The organism is Hyphomicrobium sp. 01T421, assembly GCF_056398805.1.
Window position 1 is genome coordinate 1,865,001 of sequence record NZ_JBFTQC010000001.1, and the last position, 21,990, is coordinate 1,886,990.

Sequence of the window (21,990 nt, forward strand, 5' to 3'; positions counted from 1 at the left end):
ACAGCCGTTGATCCGAAGATTTCCGAATGGGGAAACCCACCTTCGACATCTTGAAATTTGCACCTGTGAAAGCGGGTGCGGATTTCAGGGTGTCATCAGGAGGTATTTAGCCCTGAATACATAGGGGTTAAAAGCAAACCCAGGGAACTGAAACATCTCAGTACCTGGAGGAAAGGACATCAACCGAGACTCCGCGAGTAGTGGCGAGCGAAAGCGGACTAGGCCAGTGGTAAAGCAATGACAACTGGAACCATCTGGAAAGGTGGGCCTCAGCGGGTGACAGCCCCGTACAGGTAATGCAGAGCTTTATCCTCGAGTAGAACGGGACACGTGCAATCCTGTTTGAACATGGGGGGATCACCCTCCAAGCCTAAGTACTCCTTACCGACCGATAGTGCACCAGTACCGTGAGGGAAAGGTGAAAAGCACCCCGACGAGGGGAGTGAAATAGTACCTGAAACCGGATGCCTACAAACAGTCGGAGCCCGCAAGGGTGACGACGTACCTTTTGTATAATGGGTCTGCGACTTAGTCTGACGAGCAAGCTTAAGGCGATAGCTGTAGGCGTAGCGAAAGCGAGTCTGAATAGGGCGTTCAGTTCGTCGGATTAGACCCGAAACCTGTCGATCTTGCCATGGTCAGGTTGAAAGTGGGGTAACACCCACTGGAGGACCGAACCGGTGTCTGTTGAAAAAGCCTCGGATGAACTGTGGCAAGGGGTGAAAGGCCAATCAAGGCAGGAAATAGCTGGTTCTCCGCGAAATCTATTTAGGTAGAGCCTCAGATGAATACTCGAGGGGGTAGAGCACTACATGGGCTAGGGGCCCCTACAGGGTTACCAAACCTAAGTAAACTCCGAATACCTCGAAGTACTATCTGGGAGACACACGGCGGGTGCTAACGTCCGTCGTGAAGAGGGAAACAACCCTGATCGCCGTCTAAGGTCCCTAAATCACTGCTAAGTGTGAAAGGATGTGGGAATCCCATAACAACCAGGATGTTGGCTTAGAAGCAGCCATCATTTAAAGAAAGCGTAACAGCTCACTGGTCTAAACAAGGGTTCCTGCGCCGAAAATGTAACGGGGCTAAAGCAGTGTACCGAAGACGCGGGTGTACACATTCTTCGGATTGTGTACGCGGTAGCGGAGCGTTCCGTAAGCCTGTGAAGGGAGACCCGTGAGGGCTCCTGGAGGTATCGGAAGTGCGAATGCAGACATGAGTAACGAAAGAAGTGTGAGAAACACTTCCGCCGAAAGTCCAAGGGTTCCTGCGTAAAGTTAATCTGCGCAGGGTTAGCCGGCCCCTAAGGCGAGGGCGAAAGCCGTAGTCGATGGGAACCACGTTAATATTCGTGGGCCAGTGGGTGTGTGACGGATGCAGCAAGTTGTCGAGGCTTATTGGATTGCCGAGGCAGCGAATGTGTCCCTGGAAATAGCCCCCACGTAGACCGTACCCGAAACCGACACAGGTGGACTGGTAGAGAATACCAAGGCGCTTGAGCGAAGTGTGCTGAAGGAACTCGGCAAATTACCTGCGTAACTTCGGGAGAAGCAGGCTGTCTTTTCGGGCAACCGGAAGGGCAGGACACAAACTAGGGGGTGGCGACTGTTTACCTAAAACACAGGGCTATGCTAAGTCCAACGACGACGTATATGGCCTGACGCCTGCCCGGTGCTGGAAGGTTAAGAGGAGAAGTGCAAGCTTTGAATCGAAGCCCCAGTAAACGGCGGCCGTAACTATAACGGTCCTAAGGTAGCGAAATTCCTTGTCGGGTAAGTTCCGACCTGCACGAATGGCGTAACGACTTCCCCACTGTCTCCAGCACACACTCAGTGAAATTGAATTCCCCGTGAAGATGCGGGGTTCCTGCGGTTAGACGGAAAGACCCCGTGCACCTTTACTGCAACTTTGCACTGGCAATCGTGACTGCTTGTGTAGGATAGGTGGTAGGCTATGAAACCTGGGCGCTAGCTCGGGCGGAGCCGAAATGTGAAATACCACCCTAGTGATTATGGTTGTCTAACCGCGGTCCGTTATCCGGATCCGGGACAGCGCATGGTGGGCAGTTTGACTGGGGCGGTCGCCTCCTAAATCGTAACGGAGGCGTACGAAGGTTGGCTCAGATTGGTCGGAAATCAATCGTCGAGTGCAATGGCATAAGCCAGCCTGACTGCAAGACTGACAAGTCGAGCAGAGTCGAAAGACGGTCATAGTGATCCGGTGGTTCTTTGTGAGAGGGCCATCGCTCAACGGATAAAAGGTACGCCGGGGATAACAGGCTGATGACGCCCAAGAGTCCATATCGACGGCGTCGTTTGGCACCTCGATGTCGGCTCATCACATCCTGGGGCTGGAGCAGGTCCCAAGGGTATGGCTGTTCGCCATTTAAAGTGGTACGTGAGCTGGGTTCAGAACGTCGCGAGACAGTTCGGTCCCTATCTGCCGTAGGTGTAGGAGAATTGAGAGGATCTGTCCTTAGTACGAGAGGACCGGGATGGACGTACCTCTGGTGGACCTGTTGTCGTGCCAACGGCACAGCAGGGTAGCTATGTACGGACGGGATAACCGCTGAAAGCATCTAAGCGGGAAACCCACCTCAAAACGAGTTCTCCCTCGAGAGTCGTGGAAGACCACCACGTTGATAGGCCGGGTGTGGAAGCGCTGCAAGGCGTGTAGCTTACCGGTACTAATAACTCGATTGGCTTGATTGCTCTCATTTAGCAATGCTCATCGTTTTGCCTCACACCGCTTGTCGCGCAAAAACGCGACGCGGTCCGGCAGGGCGGCACTTGTGCCGGCGTCCTCTATGCGAAGCATGTCTTCGACATGACGGACGCTTGCGCCTAGAGGCGCATAAAGGCTCAGCCGCTCCGATGGGCGTAGGCATTAGCATCCAGAAATAGACCAGAAATAGAAGTCATATGACGTCTCCGCTGACCTGGTGATTATGGCGGGGTGGCTGCACCCGATCCCATTCCGAACTCGGCCGTGAAACGCCCCTGCGCCGATGGTACTTCGTCTTAAGACGCGGGAGAGTAGGTCGTTGCCAGGTCTGCCGAGACGTCATGTGAATTTTCTAGCTCGATTATATCTGGTCGAAACTTTATGCCCGCTGGCTGCGCAGCGAGCTCGTTCGCGCAAAGCCGCAGATCAAATTGCAGCACGGGACCGGCAAGAATCTCATTCTCGGGATTGGGCGTAACTACAGCATCGCTGACTTGAGGCCGTTTGTTCGGTCAGCGCGGAAATTTCACGATTGCCGTATTCTTCTCGTCGTCAACGATGACGCGGAACTCGGCAAAGCACTTGAAGCCGAGGGCGTCGATTATCTGTTGGACCCAGGCTCGCCCGGCCTCGGCCGGCCGCATATGAACTTCGCTCGTGTTGCCGATTACGTCGCTGTTTTGCAGGCCCTCACGGGCCAAGTGGAGCGGGTGTTTCTGGCGGATACGCGGGACGTCGTATTTCAGGCTGACATCTTTCAGGCTTTGCCGGATGCGCCGGTGATTTTTTGCGAAGAGGGCGAAGGCTTCTCGCACGACGTTGCGGGATGGAACGGCAATGCGATCCGGAGAACGTTCGGCGCGGACGTGTACGAGCGCATCAGGCATCATGAAGTCATTTGCAGTGGCACGGTGCTCGCCCGGCACGGCGACGCGATCATGTACTTGTGGGAGAAACTGCTCCTCGGGCAATTGATCGGGCGCAGGCATCATATGCGTTCGGGCGTCGATCAGGCGACGACGAATGTCGTGGCCCGTCTCAATCTCGCGCCGTCTTCCGTCGTGATCCCTTATGACGGTGCGATCGCGACGCTTTCAGGCCGGAACACCAAATTCCTCAAGGTGAAGGACGGGGTTCTGGTAACTGCGAAGGGAGCGGTTCCGGCTGCCGTCCATCAATACGACCGGGCTCCCGAGGTTCGCGATTTCTTGTATGCGACGTACGGTGGTCCGGCTCTCGGCAAAGCGGGCGACAAATCCAAAGACTCGAACTTGCGCAAAAAGATGCGCCTGGCGTTCGGTCTGCAGGGGCCCTGACGCCACGCGTCACTCGACGGACTGTTCTTTCTTCTGACCGCGGGATGCGAGCTTCACGCCGCAGCGTTCCATCGGGAGCGCCGTCGTCGTCCATCGATCCTTTGTCACGGTCACGACATAGCGGCGGCAGTCGCGTCCGGCACCCGGCACGAAATGAACATCGAAGACGGCGACGCCGCTCTTGCCGGAGCGAGGCCACGCAAAATTCCCATCGTCCGGGACCGTCTTCACTGCCTTGTCGATGGCGAAGGCAGCGTTGCGATAATCCGTTGCGGTCAGGCGCGCCAAGAGCACGTGCGAGAGATCGGGATGAAGTCCTGCGGCTTCCGCGCGCTTGCGATAGGGATCGGCTGGCGTGGCCGGGGGCGATGATGCGCCGCCCGCTGCAGCATCGGTGTTCGTCTCCCAAGATTGAGAAGCCGTTCCGGCGCCTGGTGCTTCCGCGATGACGACTTCGGGCAACGACTGAGAATGTGTCTCGGGCGGCGGCGTCGGCGGCAGAGGAGACGAATTTTCAGCAGTCGCCACATCGTTCGCCGGCACTGGTTCAAGCGGCGGGGCCGGCTGTCTCGCGGCCATCTCAGTCGCGATAATCTGCTGGACGCTGGAAATCCACTGCTGCACCGGGGCGCCAAAATGCGTGAGACCCGCACCCGCGGCCAGCACTACGAATAAGAATAAATATAATTTCCGGACCGGATTGCCGCGCCTTCGCGGCGGCGTGGAGATCGGCTCGCCCGCATAGAAAGCTTCTTCGGGCTCTTCGGCCCGTGAAAGCACGTCTCCCAGCTCGTAGGAGGGAAATGCATCGGTCGAATGGGAAGCGCGGGAGTACATAGCCAATCCTCGTTGGATACCTATTCCCGCGCTGCATATGCACCGCATCCTCCTGGCCAAAAAATGGCAACGCCGGAAAAGCTCGAAATCTCTTTCCCGACCTCACAAATTCGTAAAATTCTCGCCAGTCTCTTAGGGGGTGAAAATTCTTGACTATTATTGGCTACTTGGGTCTACGTGGCCGCTGAACCTGATCTCGGGACCTTGAATCCTGACCTATTAGGAGTTGCAATGGGCACTTCTTTCTCCTCGCGTATTGGCGCGCGTTTTCGCGCTTTCATTTCCGCACTCGCCGTCGCTGCAGTCGCCGTTGGCGGAGTTTGGATTTCCGCGTCCGTTGGTCAGGCTGCCGAGGAAGAGCACGCGGTCGAGATCTCCATCAAAGACCACAAGTTCCAGCCGGACTCGCTGAAACTGCCGGTCGGGAAACCGATCAAGATTACGGTCAAGAACCTGGACGCTACCCCAGAAGAGTTCGAAAGCTACGAACTCGGATTCGAAAAAATCATCGCCGGCAACAGCAGCGCCATCATCAGGCTGAAGCCGCTGAAGCCCGGCACCTACATGTTCTTCGGCGAATTTCACCAGGATTCGGCGTTGGGCCACATCGTAGCGGAGTAATTGCCCATGCTTGCCGCGCTCGTTCTCGTTTTCCGCGAAGTTCTCGAAGCCGGTCTGATTATCGGCGTGGTGCTTGCCGCTTCGCGTGGCGTGATCGGGCGGGGCGGAGCGGTGTCTCTCGGCATTCTCGCTGGAATTGCCGGGTCAGCCGTTGTCGCATTCTTTGCGGCCGGCATCTCGAACGCATTCGATGGACGCGGGCATGAAATTTTCATCGCGGCAATTCTGCTCTTTGCTGTCGTGATGCTGGCTTGGCACGTCGTCTGGATGGCGCAGCACGCGCGTGAGATGACGCAGCAGTTGCGGCAACTCGGAAACGATGTGACCGCGGGACGCCGATCGCTATTCGCACTTGGAGCGGCCGTTGCCATCGCGGTCATGCGCGAGGGTAGCGAGGTCGTGCTCTTCATGACCGGCATCGTCATGGGCGGAACGGAAACGGCAAGCCAACTGCTGCTCGGGTCGGTGGTTGGGCTGGCGCTCGGCGCAGCCGTGTCGATGGTGCTTTATTTCGGGCTTGCCGCGATTCCGTTGAAGCGCATGTTCTCGGTCACCGGAGTTCTGGTGACGCTGCTCGCTGCGGGCCTTGCCGCGTCGGCGGTCGCGCAGCTTTCTAGCGCCGGTCTCCTCAATGTTCTCGACACGCCGGTTTGGGATACGTCGTGGCTTCTGTCCGAGAAGAGCTGGGTGGGACAGATCCTGCACATCTTGATCGGTTATATGGCCAAGCCAACGGGCATGCAGCTGATCGCCTACGGCATCACTGCGGGCACTATTTTCGTTCTCGGCTTCATTGTGCGGACGCCGGCGACCCGGCCCGCAGTGAGTTCGCGATAAAAAAATCGGCGCCGGAAATCGCGCGGCGCCGATCGTTCGCTTAGAGGCCGATCGTTCTCTTAAAGATTGCGTTCTAAAGCCCGAGATCGGAAAGCCCCGGATGATCCGCGGGGCGGGATCCGAGCGGCCAATGGAATTTGCGATCACTTTCCGAGATTCTGAGGTCGTTGATGCAGGCGTAACGCAGCCGCATCAGACCGTTCGGATCGAATTCCCAGTTCTCGTTTCCGTATGAACGGTACCACTGAAAGCTGTCGTCGTGGAATTCGTAGGCGAAGCGGACGGCGATGCGATTGTCGGCGAAGGTCCAGAGCTCCTTGATCAGGCGATAGTCGAGCTCGCGGTTCCATTTACGTGTCAGAAATTCGACGATCTGTTCGCGGCCGACGGGAAATTCGGCGCGATTGCGCCAGCGGCTGTCGACTGTATAGGCGAGCGACACTTTATGAGGGTCGCGAGAGTTCCATCCGTCTTCGGCTCCACGGACTTTCTGTATTGCAGTTTCGCGTGTGAACGGCGGTAGCGGCGGCCGAGCGTCTGCCATCTTTCTCTCCTTGGTTCTCTCCCTGCGACGGCGGCTTGACCTTCGACGCAAACGTAACGAGGCTTCTTTGCAAATCGGCAGGTCGAGTGACACCGATCGAGGGAGACTGCAAAATGTATGATATAGCCAATCTATCCAATCTGCCTCATCTTCGTAATCTCTCGGCGCCAACGATGGCTGCATTTGAAAATTTCGACCGGGCGGCGATGGCGCCAGGAGCTATTCCGCGGCGCTACAAGGAACTGATCGCGCTTGGTGTGGCGCTTGCGACGCAGTGTCCGTACAGCCTTGAAGTTCATCGCACCAATGCGGAGAATGCGGGTGTCACCGAGGCTGAAATAGCAGAGGTCGTCTATATCGCTGCTGCGATGCGGGCGACGGCCGCGATTGCGCACGGCACGCACCTTGTCGGGCCCCGCAAGGCGAAACGGTAGTGGCGTTCCGGATCAGAAAAAGCCGAAGAGCTTTATGGCAATGACGGCGAGGCTCAGGGCGCCGATCCAGAGCGCGACATCGGCGGCGCGGCTCCGCTTGGAGCGAGACGCGATGTTTTCGATCGTCTGATCGTCAAGGCGCACGCCGGAGCGCGCCATTTCGGAATAGCCGGTAATCGCCTGAGCAAGATTTTGGAGAAGGGCCGGCGTTTTCAGCAGAACTTCGCCGATGGATTCCGCGCCGCGCCCCGCCTCGCGGAGGCGGCCGAGCGGCGAAAGGTTGGCTTCCATCCATTCCTTGGCGACGGGCTCCGCTGCAACCCAGACGTTGAGCGACGGATCGAGGTCACGCGCGACGCCTTCGACGATGACCATGCTCTTTTGCAGCAGGATGAGTTCCGGCCGGGTCTCCATGTCGAAGACTTCGGTGTAGGCGAAAAGCTGGCCGAGCAAGTCGGCCATGGAAATTTCTTCCGCCGTCCGTCCCTGGATGGGCTCGCCGATGGCGCGCATCGCCTGCGCAAATTCCTCGACGGTGTGATGGGGCGGAACGTAGCCGGCTTCAAAGTGGATCGCGGCGGCGCGATGATAGTCGCGCGTAATGAGGCCGTGCAGGATCTCGGCGAGGAAACGTCGCTCGGCGAGGCCAAGCCGGCCCATGATGCCGAAGTCGACGGCGACGACCATGCCCTTGTCGTCGACGAACAGGTTTCCTTGATGCATGTCGGCATGAAAGAAGCCGTCACGCATGGCGTGGCGAAGGAAGGAGCGCAACACCGTCTGGCCGAGTGCGGAGGTGTCGAAGCCTTTTGCCTGCAGCGTTTCGCGATGTGAGATCGGCGTGCCATCGATCCATTCGACCGTCAGCACGCGCTTCGCCGTGCGTTTCCAATCGATCGTCGGGACGCGAAAGCCATCGTCCTCGGTGGTGTTCGCGGTCATCTCGGAAATCGCGGCGGCCTCGAGACGGAGGTCCATTTCGAGCGCGGTGGTGTGCTTCAAATTGTCGACGACGGCGACGGGCTTCAAACGCCGCGCGGGTGGATAAAAGCGTTCGATCATCTGCGCCGCGAAATAGTAGCTATCGAGGTCGCGATTGAAGCGCTTCTCGATATTCGGTCGCAGGATTTTGACGGCGACGGCTTTCCTGATGCCGTTTTCGAGCACGTAGGCCTTGTGGACTTGGGCGATCGATGCAGCGGCGACGGGCGGCCCAACCTCGATGAAGTGATCTTCGAGCTTGCCGCCGAGTGCGCGCTCGACGGTCTCGCGGGCTTCCGCCATCGAGAAGGGTTCGGCCTTGTCCTGGAGGTGGCGCAAATCCGCCGACAGCTCCGGGCCGATGACGTCGGCGCGGGTCGCCAAGAACTGTCCGAGCTTGACGTAGCTCGGGCCGAGCTTCGTCAGCGCGGTTGCGACGCGGGTTGATCGCGGTACGCTTTTTCGAAAGGGCGCCGACAGGAATTCGATGGGGAGCGTCGCCGCGCGTGCAATTTTGAGCGGCAGCGGGACGGGCACGCCTGCCGGCACGAAGCGAACTCCATACTGTGCAAGCACAAACCCGGCGCGCGCGAGTCTTAGCGTGTTAAGGATCGCTCCGGGCATGACTTCGATTTCGTGTTCCTAATTCAGTGGGCCGGGGTTCGTGGATCGACAGCTGGCTTGAGGCCACATTGCGCCGCAATGCGTCTAGGTCAAGCGAACCTCATGTATCGGGTAAAGACGGTTAAATATCCTGCGCCATTGCGAAGCGCGGCGACGAGGTTGCCATACAACGCGAGCGAGGTTTCGGGGCAGCACGGCGGGTAAAACGAAAAGCGCCCGCGTGTGGTCACGGGCGCTCTCGAAATCGCAAACTCGAATTCGATTATTTCGAGCAGAAGGTCGCGCGGCCGTGGCAGGTGACCATGCCGCCATCGGGGCTGCACTTGTACTGCTTGTTGACGACCTTGTAGCCCGCGACGTCGCCGTTCGCGAGGAAGCCCGGCCAGAGGCCCCAGCTGACGTTCTGCACCATTGTTTCCATGGCAAACCACTTCGCGGAATCCGCCGAGCCCGATGTCGCGACTGCGGCTTTCGTCATGCATCCAGCGTTCGCGGTTCCGGCGCCAAAAGAAATGGCGGCTACTGCCAACGCACAGGCAAGCGTGATTGTTTTCATGTGTCCCACCTCCTCCTAGGGAAGAAAAAGTTTCTTCCCGTCCCTGCGTGGAAAACTATGAACGGTCTCGCGCGGCGTCAATTGCAGACACACCTTCTGAGCCAGAACACCTTTGGATTGTTGCCGTCAGATCTTCCAGCCGCCGTGGATGGCCGCGATGCCGCCCGTCAAATTGCGGTAGCTGACGCGGGAAAACCCGGCATTGCGAACGAGTTCCGCGAATTTCTCCTGGGTCGGGAAACGGCGGATGCTTTCAACGAGATAGCGATAAGATTCAGCGTCTCCGGCCGTCAATTGGCCAAGGCGCGGAATGATCTCGAATGAGTGAAAGTCGTAGAGGCGGTCGAGAACCGGGACGCGGCATTCGGAAAATTCGAGGCAAAGGAAGCGGCCGCCGGGCTTCAAGACGCGATAGGCTTCGGCGAGCGCGTTATCGATGTGGGTGACGTTGCGAATGCCGAACGCGATCGTGTAGGCGTCGAAGCTGCTGCTCTCGAACGGTAATTCTTCAGCGTTGCCTTCGATGCACTGAATGCGGTTTTGGAGGCCTGCGTCAGCGATGCGGCGGCGGCCGACCTCGAGCATCTCGGGACTGATGTCGCAGATGACGGCAGTGGCGTTCGGTCCGCTGTCGCCGGCATAGCGGAGGGAGATGTCGCCGGTGCCGCCGGCAACATCGAGCAACTTGAACGGCGTCGCGCCGCGCGGCGCGTTGAGCATCGTGATGAGCTCGCGCTTCCACAGCCGGTGCAAGCCGCCCGACATCAGGTCGTTCATCAGATCGTAACGGCCGGCGACGGACGCGAAGACCTTGTTGACGAGGCCCTGGCGCTCGGTCTCGGGGACGGCGCGGAAGCCGAACGACGCCGTGTTCTCCGACGTTTTATTGGACGCGTGCTCAGGCGTATTCTGGCCCGTGCCTTGGCCGGTATTCTGGCTTGTAGTTTGCGAATTCTGATCCATATCCGCAGCATAGCCGCTCGCGCGCCGGCGCGCTATCGTCGGCTCGTCTCATCCTCAACGCCGGCTCAAAATCAGGTAATATTTCCGCTATGCCCGAGCTTCCGGAGGTCGAAACGGTTCGTCGCGGCCTGGCGCCGGTTCTCGTCGGCCGCCGGGTTAAGTCGCTCGATGCGCGGCGCCCCGATTTACGGTTTCCGTTCCCTGAGAGATTTGCCCAGCGGGTCGCCGGGCAGTCGATCGTCGCGCTCGAGCGCCGCGCGAAATATCTGATTGCGTCGCTGTCGAGCGGGGAGGATCTCGTCATGCATCTCGGCATGACCGGGCGCTTCACCATCGTCCACGGCGGGATCGCCGATACACCGGGCCAGTTCGCGCATGGGACGGGCCCCGATCCGACGCACGATCACGTCGTGCTCAATCTCTCGGATGGGACGAAGGTGATCTACAATGATCCGAGACGCTTCGGCTTCATGGTGATGATGGCGCATAGGGAGCGTGCGCAGCATGCGCTCTTTCGCGATCTCGGCGCCGAGCCGCTCGGCGAGGATTTGACCGCGGAATATCTGGCGTCCAAGGCGCTGGGAAGAAAGGTCAATCTCAAAGCCTTTCTGATGGATCAGCACGTCATCGCGGGGCTTGGAAACATCTACGTTTCGGAAGCGCTCTATCAGGCGGGGCTATCGCCGGACAGGGCAGCCGCGAGCCTTGCCAACCGGCGCGGGGCGCCGACGGCACGCGCCATCAAGCTGGTGCCCGCGATCCGGGACGTGCTCGAACGCGCGATCGATGCGGGCGGTTCGACGCTTCGCGATTATCGCCATGCCGACGGAAAGCGCGGGGCGTTTCAGGAGAGGTTCGGGGTTTACGACCGCGCCGGGTCGGTCTGCCAAACACCTGGGTGCGGGGGCGAGATACGCCGCGCCGTCCACTCGGGGCGCGCGACATTCTATTGCCCGCGCTGTCAGCGGTGAGATGCGACGTCAGTTCGCCGCGTGACGCTCGGCGAGGGCGCTGTTGGTCTTGACGATAATGGCGCTCAGGCACATCACGGAGAAACCGCCGGCAAGGAAAAGCTGGTTTGCCGCCCAATCGCCGCGGAGCGTTGCGAGCTTTCCCGAGCTTATGAGCCAGACAAGTCCGCCCCCGATGGCGAAAGCCTGATAGGTCATAAATCGAACCATGCGCTCGATGGCCTGCGGTTTCGACCAGTCGTCGTGCGGGTCTCGCAGACGCGACAGGTAATAGGCGTAGGCTCCAGCGACCAGCACCATGGCGGAGCCATATTCCCAGCCGTGCTGCCAGCGAATGCTGGTTCCGAGATAGACCGCGAAGAAGGCGAGGCCGCACCACAGAAAGCTCAGCATCACGAGCCGGATTGTTGCGATCATCGCATCACGCGGCGTTATCTCGGCGACGTCCGGCGTTCGCCGCCATACCGGCGCGTTCGTTCGTATTGCCGCCGTCACGATGACGAATACGAAGACCGAAGCGGCGATTGCTGCTTCGAATTTCTGCAGAGCGCCTGCGGCCAAGAACATGGCGATCAGGGCAACTCCGAGTGTCGTCAGCAGCCAGGGAAGCGAAGGGCGCAAAGTCATTTCGGTTGAATGTCCCCGTGGTCAGAGGCGTCTCGTCTTCGATCACGCTTTGGCGGGCGACCGTATCGCATCGAGGCTGATCGCTGCAATTGCGAGCGCGCCGAAGAAGAAGATGTTGCAGCCGGCCCAATCAGCGTGGGTTTCGGCGCGTGGAAATTTCTCGTCGACGAAGAGGCTGATGACGCCAGCGACCATGCCGACGATCTGCGCTTTCAGCAGAATGCGCCCAAACTTGACGAGCGTGGCGTCGGTGCGTCCGGCCGCCCGATCGCGATCGAGCAGGAGTGAGAAACCGAGGCTTGCCACGGCTGCAAAAGCGAAACCAAGGAAGAACTGCCACCATTCGGCCCAATGGGCTTCGATGACGAACAGGTAGGTCACCAGCAACGTCAGGCCGCCCCATGCCCATATCAGGGCGAGATAACGGGCGGTCGAACTTGCAACGGCGCTTGCGGGGGCACCGACGTCATTGAGCTGCCGATGCTCACGGATCGCGATGAGAACAATTGCGATGCTGACGGCGGCCACGGCGGCCATTTGCAACATCGGCTGGTTTGCTGCTGCGGCCAAGATCGTCGCAAAAATGGCTGCTGCCAGCGCAAATAGCCAACCGGTCCAAGACAACATTCTCTGGAAGCCCCCCCAAGACGTAAGTGTGTCAGTGATCGTCGTCTATGTTCCGGCTTATCGCAAATGCCGGGGAAAAGCGCTGCGACCGGCGGCGGCATTGGTTTTCGCCAGGAATCGGGCATTTTCATCATGCTGATTCATTGACCGATCACTTTCCGAGGGCTATACCCCCCGCAAACCGTGTGCCTGGACCAACAATCCTGGGCCGACGAGAGATTTCTTCAACCACCGCCTCGCCTAGCTTTCCGCTAACGCGCGGGCGTATTCGTAGCAACGTAAGGACAACCTATGGCTAACACGTCGTCGGCGAAAAAAGCCGCGCGCCAGATGATCCGCCGCACTGAAGTGAACAAGGGCCGCCGCACGCGCGTCAAAACCGAAGTTCGCTCTGTCGAAGAGGCTATTGCTTCGGGCGATGCCGCAAAGGCCAAGGCCGCTCTCGCCGCCGCCGAGCCCCTGCTTGTCCGCAGCGCCCAGAAGGGCGTCATGCACAAGCGCACCGCCAGCCGGAAGGTTTCCAGGCTCGCTCAGCGTGTCAAGGCCATGAGCGCGTAACGTACATGTGAATAACAGGGGCCAATTTTCCTCCCTGTTGCATATTCGCACCGGTAAAGAGCGGGTCCAATTTCGGGCCCGTTTTTTTTTAACGCCATTAACCTGCTGAAATCGGGCCCATCATGCGCGCTGGGCGTGTGAACCGGCGAGGGGCACAGCCTCCGTTCTCGGCCGGCGCCAAAAAAAAATGACGTGTCGATGACAGCTGCGACCACGCGGCGTGCCCGAGTTCTTCGACTGTGAAAATCCCGAATGAGTCAGGCGTTTATGCACAGGGCTTGCGAAGTGACTCACGTTGTCACCAACACCTGTGGACAACTTTTCTTCTCGCTGGACGCCCATAATGGGGATCAGAGCCGCTTGTCGAAAAGAAGGTTAAGGGCTAGTAAATTTCTCAGTGGATGGCAGCGGGGTAAAAGCGGTCGTTCGCACAGGTAAGTTCGGCGAGCGTAGCGTTCGAGGGCCAATAGAATTGGCGACCGCGAGCGCATCGTCAAAATAGATAAAGACCTGCGACTAACCTTTGGCGTTGCTGTGGCAGCGACCAGAGCAGCTGGGGATTCTCCGGGCCTTACCTGGGGATACTTGCGCGGGTCTTTATCAGTACTGCGTGTGACGTGAGGGGATAAGTGGAAAAACTGGAAGCTTCTGGAGTCGAGGACGTACCCGTCCTCGACGCGTGGAAGCGTCTCGAAGGCGATCCGAAGGCCGTTCTTGTGGATGTTCGTACTCGTGCCGAGTGGGCGTTCGTTGGAATTCCGGATCTTTCCACAGTCCATGGGGAAGTTTTGCTGATGGAATGGCAGACATTTCCAGGCGGCCGGACCGCCCCGGACTTCACCGAACGTCTCGACGCAGCGCTGACTGCCAGGGGTGTGGAGAAGGACACCGAGATTTTCTTCATTTGCCGCTCAGGCGGCCGCAGCCGGATGGCTGCAGAACAGATGACGGCGGCGGGGTATCGCCGGTGTCGCAATGTCATGGAGGGCTTTGAGGGACCATTGGACGCTAGCCAGCACCGCGGACGGATTTCCGGTTGGAAATTTGCGGGTCTCGATTGGGTGCAGGGCTAGCGGGAAATCGCAGACGGCATAGACGGCACCGAATGGCGGAGGGTTACGCCAGACGGTGAAGAGGGGGGCGCTTCTAGGCGTCCCGCGTTATCAGCGGGGAGTAAATACTATGCAGGCAGCACAAAAAGCAGAGTCTCAGGATGTCGGTAGCGGACAGGGCGCCGAGACTCCGACGAGCGCGGTAGTGGGCCGCGGTCAGAAGGTTCGTGCGATGCTGAAGGTTCAGCTCGGCGACGAGGTCTATTCGAGCTGGTTCAAGAGCTTGGAATTCGAAAGCTTCGACGGGCGGATCGTCAAGGTTTCGGTGCCTGTGAAATTCGTCCGCAACTGGATTCAAGAACATTATTCCGATCATCTGCTGCACTGCTCGCGCATAGAGTTCGCGACCGTCGAACGCGTCGAAGTGGTTTGGCGCCAGCCGGGCGCGGTTGCGCAGCGGCCGGGTGAGGCGCGTTCTCACGACGCGAACCATGCGGCGACCGCAGCGACGCCTCTGCCGGCTGCACACACCGATCTTCCACAGCGCCCCGCCGCTTTGCGCGCGCCGGTGCTCCCGGTGCAGAGGACTTCGGCAGGCGGCCTTGAAGGTTCGCCGCTCGACCCGCGTTATACTTTCGACAGCTTCGTCGTCGGCGCTTCGAACCGCATGGCGCATGCGGGCGCTACGCAAGTTGCCGAAACGGTTCTTTCCGGCGCGCCGGGATACAATCCGCTCTATCTCCACTCGCAGGTCGGCCTCGGCAAAAGCCATCTTCTTCACGCTATCGCCTGGGAAGTGAAGAAGCGCGCGCCGAACGCTCAGGTTCTTTATCTGACGGCGGAACGCTTCCGCTATCAGTTCGTCGAAGCTCTTCGCTCTTCCGATCCCTTGGCTTTCAAGGAGCGTTTCCGCAACATCAACATGTTGCTGATCGACGACCTCGAATTCCTGCAAGGCGAACGTACGGAGCAGGAGTTCGATCACATCATCAACGCGCTGCTCGACGGCGGCAAACAGGTCGTCGTCGCGTCGGCTCGGGCTCCCAATCAGATTGAGCGCCTCAACGAACGCATGCGTTCGCGCCTGCAGCGCGGCCTGGTTACCGAGCTGCAATCGCTCGATCACGAGCTGCGTCTCAAGGTGCTCGACAAGCGGCTTGCCGAGAAGCGCGCAGTGGATCCGTCGTTCTCGCTGTCACGGGATGTCGTCGATCTCCTGGCGCTGAGGCTTACGGAGAACGGCCGCGAGCTTGAGGGTGCGGTCACGCGCCTTTATGCAACGTGGCAGTATATGCGCACGCCGATCACGCTCGATATTGCCGAGACCGTCATTCGCGATCTCGTTCAAAATCTCGAGCCGCGCCGGATCAAGATCGAAGACATTCTGCGGATCATTTCGAGGCATTACGGTGTGTCGAAGGGCGATCTCCTGTCGCAGAGGCGTCATCGTTCCGTCGTCTGGCCGCGCCAGATCGGAATGTATCTCGCCAAGCATCTGACGGCACGGTCGCTTCCGGAAATCGGACGCCGTTTCGGTGGCCGCGACCACACGACCGTTTTGCATGCGATCCGCAAAATCGAGGGCGAAATCAGTAAGAATCCGAACCTCGGAGACGAGCTTGAGGAGCTGAAGAGGCTTCTCAACCACTGACCGCAAAGTCACCCCTTGCGGCCTGATGCGACGAAGGGCCGGCACACCAACCCCCTGGAGTGCCGGCTTTGCCGTTTTTGGCCTGCAAAAAGGCCGCGCGGCGCGGATTCCTGGCCGGTCTCCGGTCCGTATCCGGGCGGTTCTTTGGCCAGTTCTCGGCTGGCCAATACATCTTGCTTGAAAAGATGCCATCTTTCGGCTCTGATCCTGCTCCGCGGGCGATTCCGTTCAAGGGGAAGCTTCGGGCCAACCGTTCTTCGCGCGTGACGCCACGGCGGTTTCAGGCCGCCATTCCACGCGCAATTTCATAGTCAATGCTGAGGATAGACATGCGTCTCGAGATCGAACGTGGGGAACTCTTGAAGGCGCTAAGCCACGTTACGAGCGTCGTTGAACGCCGGACGACGATACCGATCCTGTCGAACATCATGCTGAAGGCGACCGGCGACGTTCTGATGTTCAAGGCGACGGACCTCGAGCGCGAGGTCAGCGAGAGCGTCAGCGCGAAAGTTGCGACGCCCGGCACGCTGACCGTTCCTGCACACGTTTTGCACGATATCGTGCGTAAGCTTCCCGATGGCGCCGAGATCGAGATGAAGCGCGAGGGCGACAAGGAGCGCCTGACGATCACGTCGGGTCATTCGCGCTTCAGCCTGCAGATGCTGTCAGCTGACGACTTCCCGGATCTGGCCGTCGGCGAAATCGGCCATGAGTTCACGATCGAAGCCGGAGACTTGAAGCGGCTCATCGACAAGACGCGCTTCGCGATCTCAACGGAAGAAACGCGCTACTATCTCAACGGCATTTATTTGCACCCTGCCGAGACGAACGGCACCAAGACGCTGCGGGCAGTCGCGACCGACGGTCACCGCCTGGCGCAGGTGGAATTGCCTTTGCCGAATGGCGCGGAAGGCATGCCGGGCGTCATCGTGCCGAGGAAGACGGTGCACGAGCTTGCGCGGCTTCTCGAAGACACGAGCGCGAAGGTCAAAGTCGGCGTGTCGCAGACGAAGGTGCGGTTCGAGATCGGGCCGGTCGTTTTGACGTCGAAGCTGATCGACGGGACGTTCCCGGATTACGGACGCGTCATTCCGCACAACAACGACAAAGAAATGAAAGTGCCGAACGCATCGTTCAAGAGCGCGGTCGATCGCGTGTCGACGATTGCGAGCGAGCGCGGTCGTGCGGTGAAGCTCAACGTCGGCAAGGACAAGCTGATCCTGACGGTGAACAATCCGGAAGGCGGCAGCGCAACGGAAGAGATTTCCGTCGGCTATTCGTCCGGTCCGCTCGAGATCGGGTTCAACGCACGGTATCTCCTCGACATCGCCGATCAACTCGAGAGCGAAGACGCGCGGTTTCTGCTCGCCGATCCGGGCTCGCCGACGATGGTTCGCGACGGCGGCGACGGCAGCGCGCTTTACGTTCTGATGCCGATGCGGGTGTAAATTTTCCGAGCGCACAATGGTTCGCAAGCCCAGCGTTATTCCTCCACCTGTTCCGAATATTTTCACGACGGAGCAGGAGATTGAACGGGCAATTGCTAAGATTGCCAAACGTATCGATGAACTCGAGCGGTTAGACGTTCAAGTGGCCTTCCACGCTAAAGACGGTTCCGTTGAAATCATTGAAAGCAACATCCGAAATACTATCCGAGACGTTTTTGGAGAGGGTTCGCCGGAATTCCAGGAACACCAATACATAGAGATATGGTCGGGCTCGCTATACATTAATATGCCAGAAGGTCAGCGCCTCGCTGGTGTTGTCGCTGGGCGCAAAGTTGTTTTGAACGTACTTAAGGGGCTCGTCGAGCGATTAAAAGAAAAGGCAGAAGATCTACGCAATGGATCGAGCCCGAAATTGGCCGAAGGCCTCGGCACCTTCAATTTGCATCCTCGTATCTTGGACGTGGTGGAACACAGATTTAGAGATGGGCATCACTGGGATGCAGTGTTTGCGGCGAGCAAGGCATTGGTACATTACGTAAAGGAGCGCTCGGGATTGGATCTCGATGGCGCGAAACTAATGTATGCGGCGTTCTCGAAGAACAACCCCGTACTTGCCTTCAACGACTTGTCCGATCAGACGGACCAAGACGAGCAGGAAGGTATGATGCATCTTTTTGTGGGAGCCGTATTAGCGATACGCAATCCAGGCGGTCACTCGTTTCCGGAGGGATCCGAGCAGCGGGCGCTCGAATATATAAACTTCCTCAGCATGCTGGCGTATCGCGTGCAAGAGGCTAAGCGTCCGAAACGGAATTGACAAAAATAGAAAGCTCCAGTGTCGGACTCTGGGTCGAGCGACTGACGCTGACGAATTTTCGCAGCTATGTGTCGGCGAGCGTTGCGACCGATGCGGGGCCGCAGGTGATCGTGGGCGCGAACGGGTCGGGCAAGACCAATCTGCTCGAGGCGCTGTCGTTGCTTTCGCCGGGCACGGGCTTGCGGCGTGTGCCGTTCATCGAATTGGCGCGCGCAGGGGGCGACGGCGGTTTCGCGATTGCGGCGCATGCTCATACGCTCGCAGGCCCTGCGGATATCGGGACGGGGTTAGTGGCGGGCGCTGGGACGAGCGCGCGGTCTGAGGGTTCAGGACGAACCGGCCGCATCGTTCGGATCGACGGCTCGGCGCAGTCGGGTTCGGGCATCCTTGCCGACTATCTCGAAATCGTCTGGGTGACGCCGGCGATGGACGGGCTTTTCACGGGTCCGGCTTCCGAGCGGCGGCGTTTTCTCGACCGATTGATCCTCTGTTTCGATCACAGCTACCGGACGATCGCCGGGCGGTTCGAGCGGGCGATGACGAGCCGCAATCGCCTGCTTGCCGACGGCGTGCGCGACAACGCGCAGCTATCCGGCTTCGAGCAGGTGATGGCAGAGACGGGTGTCGCGGTTGCGGCTGCTCGCCTCGAAGCTGTGGCGGCGATGGCTGCAATCGTCGAGACGCGCCGCGAGCGCGATCCGAATTCCGCGTTTCCGTGGTCGTCGTTCCGGCTCGTCGGAACCATCGAGGACGATCTCAAGCGTCTTTCGGCTGTCGAGGCGGAAGATGCCTACGCGCGGACGCTCCGCGAAACGCGCGAACGCGACCGTGCGGCGAGCCGTACGCTCGATGGGCCGCATCGTTCCGATCTGATCGTCGAACACGGTCCGAAGGCGCTGGAAGCGCGTCAGTGTTCGACTGGCGAGCAGAAGGCGCTGCTTCTCGGGCTCGTGCTGGCGCATGCCGAGCTGCTGACGGAGCGGCAGGAGGGGGCGGCGCCCATCCTCCTCCTCGATGAAATCACGGCGCATCTCGACGTCCACCGGCGGGCTGCGTTGTTTGCAGAAATTCTCCGGCTCGGAGCGCAAGCCTGGATGACCGGGACGGACGCGGAAGCGTTCTCGGCGCTTCGGGAAAAGGCGCGATTCTGGGGGGTGGAAGTGGGAAAGATCGGGGCCCTTCCGTAAGTCCGCCGATCGGGACAAACGGCCACATCCAAAACACTGTAAAACAAGGGCTTTTCGGCCTCGATTTATGACGATTTTTTAGGGCGTTTCGGGGCGGTTTGTGCTATAAAAACGGACCATAATTCCGTCCGCTGAGAAAGCCCGATAATGAACGCCCAACCGCTCAAGAAAACACCTGCGCCGGATGACTACGGCGAGGACAGCATCAAGATGCTGAAGGGGCTCGACGCGGTTCGGAAACGTCCCGGCATGTACATCGGCGACACCGATGACGGATCGGGTCTCCACCACATGATCTACGAAGTCGTCGACAACGCCGTCGACGAGGTTCTGGCTGGCCATGCGCACGCCTGCACGGTGACGCTGAACCCCGACGGCTCGTGCACGGTGCGCGACGACGGGCGCGGCATTCCGACCGGCATCAAGCGCGACGACGATCAGGTGCCGAAGCGTTCGGCTGCCGAGATCGTGTTCACCGAGCTTCACGCGGGCGGCAAGTTCGACCAGAACTCGTACAAGGTTTCGGGCGGTCTGCACGGCGTCGGCGTGTCGGTCGTCAACGCGCTGTCGTCTTGGCTCAAGTGCCGGATCTGGCGCGAAGGCAAAGAGCACTACATCGAGTTTCACAACGGCAACGCCATTGCGCCGTTGAAGGTCATCGGCGACGCCGGCGAGGAACGCGGCACCGAAGTCACGTTCCTGCCGAGCACAGAGACGTTTCACAACGTAACGGAATTCGACTTCGCGACGCTCGAGCATCGCTTGCGCGAGCTCGCGTTCCTGAACTCCGGTGCGAGGATCGTTCTGATCGACGCGCGCCATGCCGACGTGAAGCGCCAGGAATTCAATTACGATGGCGGCACGGCTGCTTTCGTCCGTTACCTCGATCGATCGAAGTCGTCGGCGCTTCCCGAACCGATCATGGTCCATTCCGAGAAGGACGGCATCACGGTCGAGGCCGCTCTCTGGTGGAACGACAGCTATCACGAGACGGTGCTGTGCTTCACGAACAACATTCCGCAGCGCGACGGCGGAACGCATCTCGCGGGTTTCCGGGGTGCGCTGACGCGTATCGTCAACAAGTATGCGGTGGAAACCGGCCTCGCGAAGAAGGAAAAGGTGGCGCTTTCGGGCGACGACGCGCGCGAGGGTTTGACGTGCGTGCTTTCGGTGAAGGTGCCTGACCCGAAGTTTTCTTCGCAGACGAAGGACAAGCTCGTTTCGTCGGAAGTGAAGCCGGTCGTGGAATCGGCGGTCGGCGATCAGCTCGGCGCCTGGTTCGAGGAGCATCCGAAAGAGGCGAAGGTCATCGTCGGCAAGATCGTCGAGGCGGCGCTTGCTCGTGAGGCTGCGCGCAAAGCTCGCGATCTGACGCGGCGGAAAGGTGCGCTCGACGGGCTGCGTCTGCCGGGCGGTCTCGCCGAGTGCCAGGATCGCGATGCGTCGAAAACGGAAATGTTCATCGTCGAAGGCGACTCGGCGGGCGGTTCCGCCAAGCAGGGTCGTAAGCGCGAGTTCCAGGCTGTGCTGCCGATCCGAGGTAAAATTCTGAACGTCGAGCGGGCTCGCACCGACAAGATGCTGTCATCGGAGCAGGTGACGAACATCATCGCCGCGCTCGGCACCGGCATCGGGCGCGACGAATTCAGGCTCGACAAGCTTCGCTATCACAAGATCATCATCATGACGGACGCCGACGTCGACGGCGCGCATATTCGCACGCTGCTGTTGACGTTCTTCTACCGGCAGATGCCGGAGCTCGTTGAAAAGGGCCACGTCTACATCGCGCAGCCGCCGCTCTACAAAGTGGCGAAAGGAAAGTCGCATTCGTACCTGAAGGACGAGCGGGCGCTCGAGGATTACCTGATCGATCAGGGCCTCGTCGACGCCGTGCTGATCGGCGGCGACGGTACGGAGCGGGCGGGCCGGGATTTGCGCGACGTCGTCGAGCAGGCGCGGCAGATCGCGGGTGGCATCAACGCGCTGCATTCTCGGTATAATCGAAATGTCGTCGAGCAAGGCGCCATCGGCGGGGTGTTCGACGCGTCGATCCTTTCGACGCCCGATTCTCAGAGGGCCGACGAGATTGCCCAGAGGATCGCTGCACGTCTCGACTCCATCGCCGAAGAGATGGAAACGGGATGGCAAGGCAGCTACGGCAACGACGGGTATGTCTTCAAGCGCGAGGTTCGCGGCGTCACCGAGGTTCAGATACTCGACCGGGCGCTGTTGGGTTCGCTCGATGCGCGGCGCTTGAACGAGCGTCACGAACATCTGGTCGAGCTCTACGACACGCCGGCGAAGCTCAAGCGCAAAGATAAGATCGAGATCATCACCGGTCCGCGTTCGCTGCTCCAAGCGGTGTACGAGGTGGGCCGCAAGGGTCTCGATCTGCAGCGCTACAAAGGTCTGGGCGAGATGAACCCCGAGCAGCTTTGGGAGACGACACTCGATCCCGACGTGCGCACGCTGCTGCAGGTCAAGGTCGGCGATCTCGCGGAGGCCGACGAGATTTTCGCCAAGCTGATGGGCGATGTCGTCGAGCCGCGGCGCGAGTTCATCCAGGAAAACGCGCTCAACGTATCGAACTTGGACGTTTAGGCGACGCGGAGCGC

General features: G+C 59.6%; 19 protein-coding genes and 2 rRNA genes (1 of these 21 cut by a window edge). 14 read left to right on the top strand and 7 right to left on the bottom strand.

The annotated features are described in order from the left end of the window. The 3 genes from AC1DK3_RS08510 to AC1DK3_RS08520 all read left to right on the top strand — a co-directional run. Positions 1-2,711 (top strand): 23S ribosomal RNA (locus AC1DK3_RS08510); it begins 92 nt to the left of the window's first position. Positions 2,712-2,937: 226 nt separating this feature from the next. Then, a 5S ribosomal RNA gene (gene rrf / locus AC1DK3_RS08515) occupies positions 2,938-3,052 on the top strand. Positions 3,053-3,155: 103 nt separating this feature from the next. Next, positions 3,156-4,040 carry a hypothetical protein gene (locus AC1DK3_RS08520; protein WP_477191800.1) on the top strand — a complete coding sequence of 295 codons (885 nt, stop codon included), beginning with the start codon at positions 3,156-3,158 and terminating at the stop codon, positions 4,038-4,040. 9 nt (positions 4,041-4,049) lie between these two features. Here AC1DK3_RS08520 and AC1DK3_RS08525 read toward each other — a convergent pair whose 3' ends face one another. Then, positions 4,050-4,877, bottom strand: a complete 828-nt coding sequence (locus AC1DK3_RS08525) for a hypothetical protein (protein ID WP_477191801.1) — start codon at positions 4,875-4,877, stop codon at positions 4,050-4,052. Positions 4,878-5,108: 231 nt separating this feature from the next. Here AC1DK3_RS08525 and AC1DK3_RS08530 point away from each other — a divergent pair, with 231 nt between their 5' ends. Both AC1DK3_RS08530 and AC1DK3_RS08535 read left to right on the top strand, forming a co-directional pair. Further along, positions 5,109-5,498 (top strand): cupredoxin domain-containing protein, encoded by a 390-nt coding sequence (locus AC1DK3_RS08530; RefSeq protein WP_477191802.1) that lies wholly within the window; start codon positions 5,109-5,111, stop codon positions 5,496-5,498. A gap of 6 nt (positions 5,499-5,504) precedes the next feature. Continuing rightward, positions 5,505-6,335 (top strand): FTR1 family iron permease, encoded by an 831-nt coding sequence (locus AC1DK3_RS08535; RefSeq protein ID WP_477191803.1) that lies wholly within the window; start codon positions 5,505-5,507, stop codon positions 6,333-6,335. A 73-nt stretch (positions 6,336-6,408) separates the two neighbouring features. Here AC1DK3_RS08535 and AC1DK3_RS08540 read toward each other — a convergent pair whose 3' ends face one another. Continuing rightward, the gene (locus AC1DK3_RS08540; RefSeq protein WP_477191804.1) at positions 6,409-6,879 is read right to left on the bottom strand and encodes a nuclear transport factor 2 family protein; all 471 of its coding nucleotides are present in this window, start codon (positions 6,877-6,879) and stop codon (positions 6,409-6,411) included. A gap of 113 nt (positions 6,880-6,992) precedes the next feature. Here AC1DK3_RS08540 and AC1DK3_RS08545 point away from each other — a divergent pair, with 113 nt between their 5' ends. Continuing rightward, on the top strand, positions 6,993-7,313 hold the full coding sequence (locus AC1DK3_RS08545; protein WP_477191805.1) for a carboxymuconolactone decarboxylase family protein: 321 nt from the start codon (positions 6,993-6,995) through the stop codon (positions 7,311-7,313). A 12-nt stretch (positions 7,314-7,325) separates the two neighbouring features. Here AC1DK3_RS08545 and ubiB read toward each other — a convergent pair whose 3' ends face one another. The 3 genes from ubiB to ubiE all read right to left on the bottom strand — a co-directional run bounded on the left by ubiB (position 7,326) and on the right by ubiE (position 10,437). Further along, positions 7,326-8,918 (bottom strand): 2-polyprenylphenol 6-hydroxylase, encoded by a 1,593-nt coding sequence (ubiB, locus tag AC1DK3_RS08550; RefSeq protein WP_477191806.1) that lies wholly within the window; start codon positions 8,916-8,918, stop codon positions 7,326-7,328. Between the two features lie 262 nt (positions 8,919-9,180). Beyond that, positions 9,181-9,474 (bottom strand): hypothetical protein, encoded by a 294-nt coding sequence (locus AC1DK3_RS08555; RefSeq protein ID WP_477191807.1) that lies wholly within the window; start codon positions 9,472-9,474, stop codon positions 9,181-9,183. Between the two features lie 126 nt (positions 9,475-9,600). Continuing rightward, entirely contained in the window at positions 9,601-10,437 is an 837-nt protein-coding gene (gene ubiE / locus AC1DK3_RS08560) for a bifunctional demethylmenaquinone methyltransferase/2-methoxy-6-polyprenyl-1,4-benzoquinol methylase UbiE (protein WP_477191808.1), read from the bottom strand. An 89-nt stretch (positions 10,438-10,526) separates the two neighbouring features. Here ubiE and mutM point away from each other — a divergent pair, with 89 nt between their 5' ends. Then, positions 10,527-11,408 (top strand): bifunctional DNA-formamidopyrimidine glycosylase/DNA-(apurinic or apyrimidinic site) lyase, encoded by an 882-nt coding sequence (gene mutM / locus AC1DK3_RS08565; RefSeq protein WP_477191809.1) that lies wholly within the window; start codon positions 10,527-10,529, stop codon positions 11,406-11,408. 9 nt (positions 11,409-11,417) lie between these two features. Here the strand turns inward: mutM and AC1DK3_RS08570 are convergent, their stop codons facing one another. Further along, positions 11,418-12,035 (bottom strand): hypothetical protein, encoded by a 618-nt coding sequence (locus AC1DK3_RS08570; protein ID WP_477191810.1) that lies wholly within the window; start codon positions 12,033-12,035, stop codon positions 11,418-11,420. A 42-nt stretch (positions 12,036-12,077) separates the two neighbouring features. Continuing rightward, positions 12,078-12,662, bottom strand: coding sequence for a hypothetical protein (locus tag AC1DK3_RS08575; protein WP_477191811.1), 585 nt, complete (start codon positions 12,660-12,662; stop codon positions 12,078-12,080). 291 nt (positions 12,663-12,953) lie between these two features. Between AC1DK3_RS08575 and rpsT the strand changes: the two genes are divergently transcribed. From rpsT to gyrB, 7 genes are all read left to right on the top strand, one after another. Beyond that, positions 12,954-13,220, top strand: a complete 267-nt coding sequence (rpsT, locus tag AC1DK3_RS08580) for a 30S ribosomal protein S20 (RefSeq protein ID WP_092862473.1) — start codon at positions 12,954-12,956, stop codon at positions 13,218-13,220. A 629-nt stretch (positions 13,221-13,849) separates the two neighbouring features. Next, positions 13,850-14,293 (top strand): rhodanese-like domain-containing protein, encoded by a 444-nt coding sequence (locus AC1DK3_RS08585; protein WP_477191812.1) that lies wholly within the window; start codon positions 13,850-13,852, stop codon positions 14,291-14,293. A 211-nt stretch (positions 14,294-14,504) separates the two neighbouring features. Beyond that, positions 14,505-15,923: a chromosomal replication initiator protein DnaA gene (gene dnaA / locus AC1DK3_RS08590; protein ID WP_477192889.1), complete on the top strand. Its 1,419-nt coding sequence runs from the start codon at positions 14,505-14,507 to the stop codon at positions 15,921-15,923. A gap of 329 nt (positions 15,924-16,252) precedes the next feature. After that, positions 16,253-17,371, top strand: coding sequence for a DNA polymerase III subunit beta (gene dnaN / locus AC1DK3_RS08595; RefSeq protein ID WP_477191813.1), 1,119 nt, complete (start codon positions 16,253-16,255; stop codon positions 17,369-17,371). A 16-nt stretch (positions 17,372-17,387) separates the two neighbouring features. Then, a complete protein-coding gene (locus AC1DK3_RS08600; protein WP_477191814.1) occupies positions 17,388-18,188 on the top strand; it encodes a TIGR02391 family protein in 801 nt (266 codons plus the stop codon). Further along, positions 18,185-19,375, top strand: a complete 1,191-nt coding sequence (gene recF / locus AC1DK3_RS08605) for a DNA replication/repair protein RecF (RefSeq protein WP_477191815.1) — start codon at positions 18,185-18,187, stop codon at positions 19,373-19,375. Before AC1DK3_RS08600 ends, recF begins: the two co-directional genes overlap by 4 nt. A gap of 147 nt (positions 19,376-19,522) precedes the next feature. Then, on the top strand, positions 19,523-21,976 hold the full coding sequence (gene gyrB / locus AC1DK3_RS08610) for a DNA topoisomerase (ATP-hydrolyzing) subunit B (protein WP_477191816.1): 2,454 nt from the start codon (positions 19,523-19,525) through the stop codon (positions 21,974-21,976). The last annotated feature ends 14 nt before the right edge of the window (positions 21,977-21,990 follow it).

What these genes read in the sequence shown, in the direction of transcription:
- AC1DK3_RS08535 (WP_477191803.1), top strand. Translation starts at nt 5,505, where the DNA reads ATGCTTGCCGCGCTCGTTCTCGTTTTCCGCGAAGTTCTCGAAGCCGGT.
- AC1DK3_RS08545 (WP_477191805.1), top strand. Translation starts at nt 6,993, where the DNA reads ATGTATGATATAGCCAATCTATCCAATCTGCCTCATCTTCGTAATCTC.
- rpsT (WP_092862473.1), top strand. Translation starts at nt 12,954, where the DNA reads ATGGCTAACACGTCGTCGGCGAAAAAAGCCGCGCGCCAGATGATCCGC.
- AC1DK3_RS08555 (WP_477191807.1), bottom strand. Translation starts at nt 9,474, where the DNA reads ATGAAAACAATCACGCTTGCCTGTGCGTTGGCAGTAGCCGCCATTTCT.
- dnaN (WP_477191813.1), top strand. Translation starts at nt 16,253, where the DNA reads ATGCGTCTCGAGATCGAACGTGGGGAACTCTTGAAGGCGCTAAGCCAC.
- gyrB (WP_477191816.1), top strand. Translation starts at nt 19,523, where the DNA reads ATGAACGCCCAACCGCTCAAGAAAACACCTGCGCCGGATGACTACGGC.
- AC1DK3_RS08570 (WP_477191810.1), bottom strand. Translation starts at nt 12,035, where the DNA reads ATGACTTTGCGCCCTTCGCTTCCCTGGCTGCTGACGACACTCGGAGTT.
- AC1DK3_RS08540 (WP_477191804.1), bottom strand. Translation starts at nt 6,879, where the DNA reads ATGGCAGACGCTCGGCCGCCGCTACCGCCGTTCACACGCGAAACTGCA.
- ubiB (WP_477191806.1), bottom strand. Translation starts at nt 8,918, where the DNA reads ATGCCCGGAGCGATCCTTAACACGCTAAGACTCGCGCGCGCCGGGTTT.
- AC1DK3_RS08530 (WP_477191802.1), top strand. Translation starts at nt 5,109, where the DNA reads ATGGGCACTTCTTTCTCCTCGCGTATTGGCGCGCGTTTTCGCGCTTTC.
- AC1DK3_RS08575 (WP_477191811.1), bottom strand. Translation starts at nt 12,662, where the DNA reads ATGTTGTCTTGGACCGGTTGGCTATTTGCGCTGGCAGCAGCCATTTTT.
- mutM (WP_477191809.1), top strand. Translation starts at nt 10,527, where the DNA reads ATGCCCGAGCTTCCGGAGGTCGAAACGGTTCGTCGCGGCCTGGCGCCG.
- dnaA (WP_477192889.1), top strand. Translation starts at nt 14,505, where the DNA reads ATGCTGAAGGTTCAGCTCGGCGACGAGGTCTATTCGAGCTGGTTCAAG.
- AC1DK3_RS08525 (WP_477191801.1), bottom strand. Translation starts at nt 4,877, where the DNA reads ATGTACTCCCGCGCTTCCCATTCGACCGATGCATTTCCCTCCTACGAG.
- ubiE (WP_477191808.1), bottom strand. Translation starts at nt 10,437, where the DNA reads ATGGATCAGAATTCGCAAACTACAAGCCAGAATACCGGCCAAGGCACG.
- AC1DK3_RS08600 (WP_477191814.1), top strand. Translation starts at nt 17,388, where the DNA reads ATGGTTCGCAAGCCCAGCGTTATTCCTCCACCTGTTCCGAATATTTTC.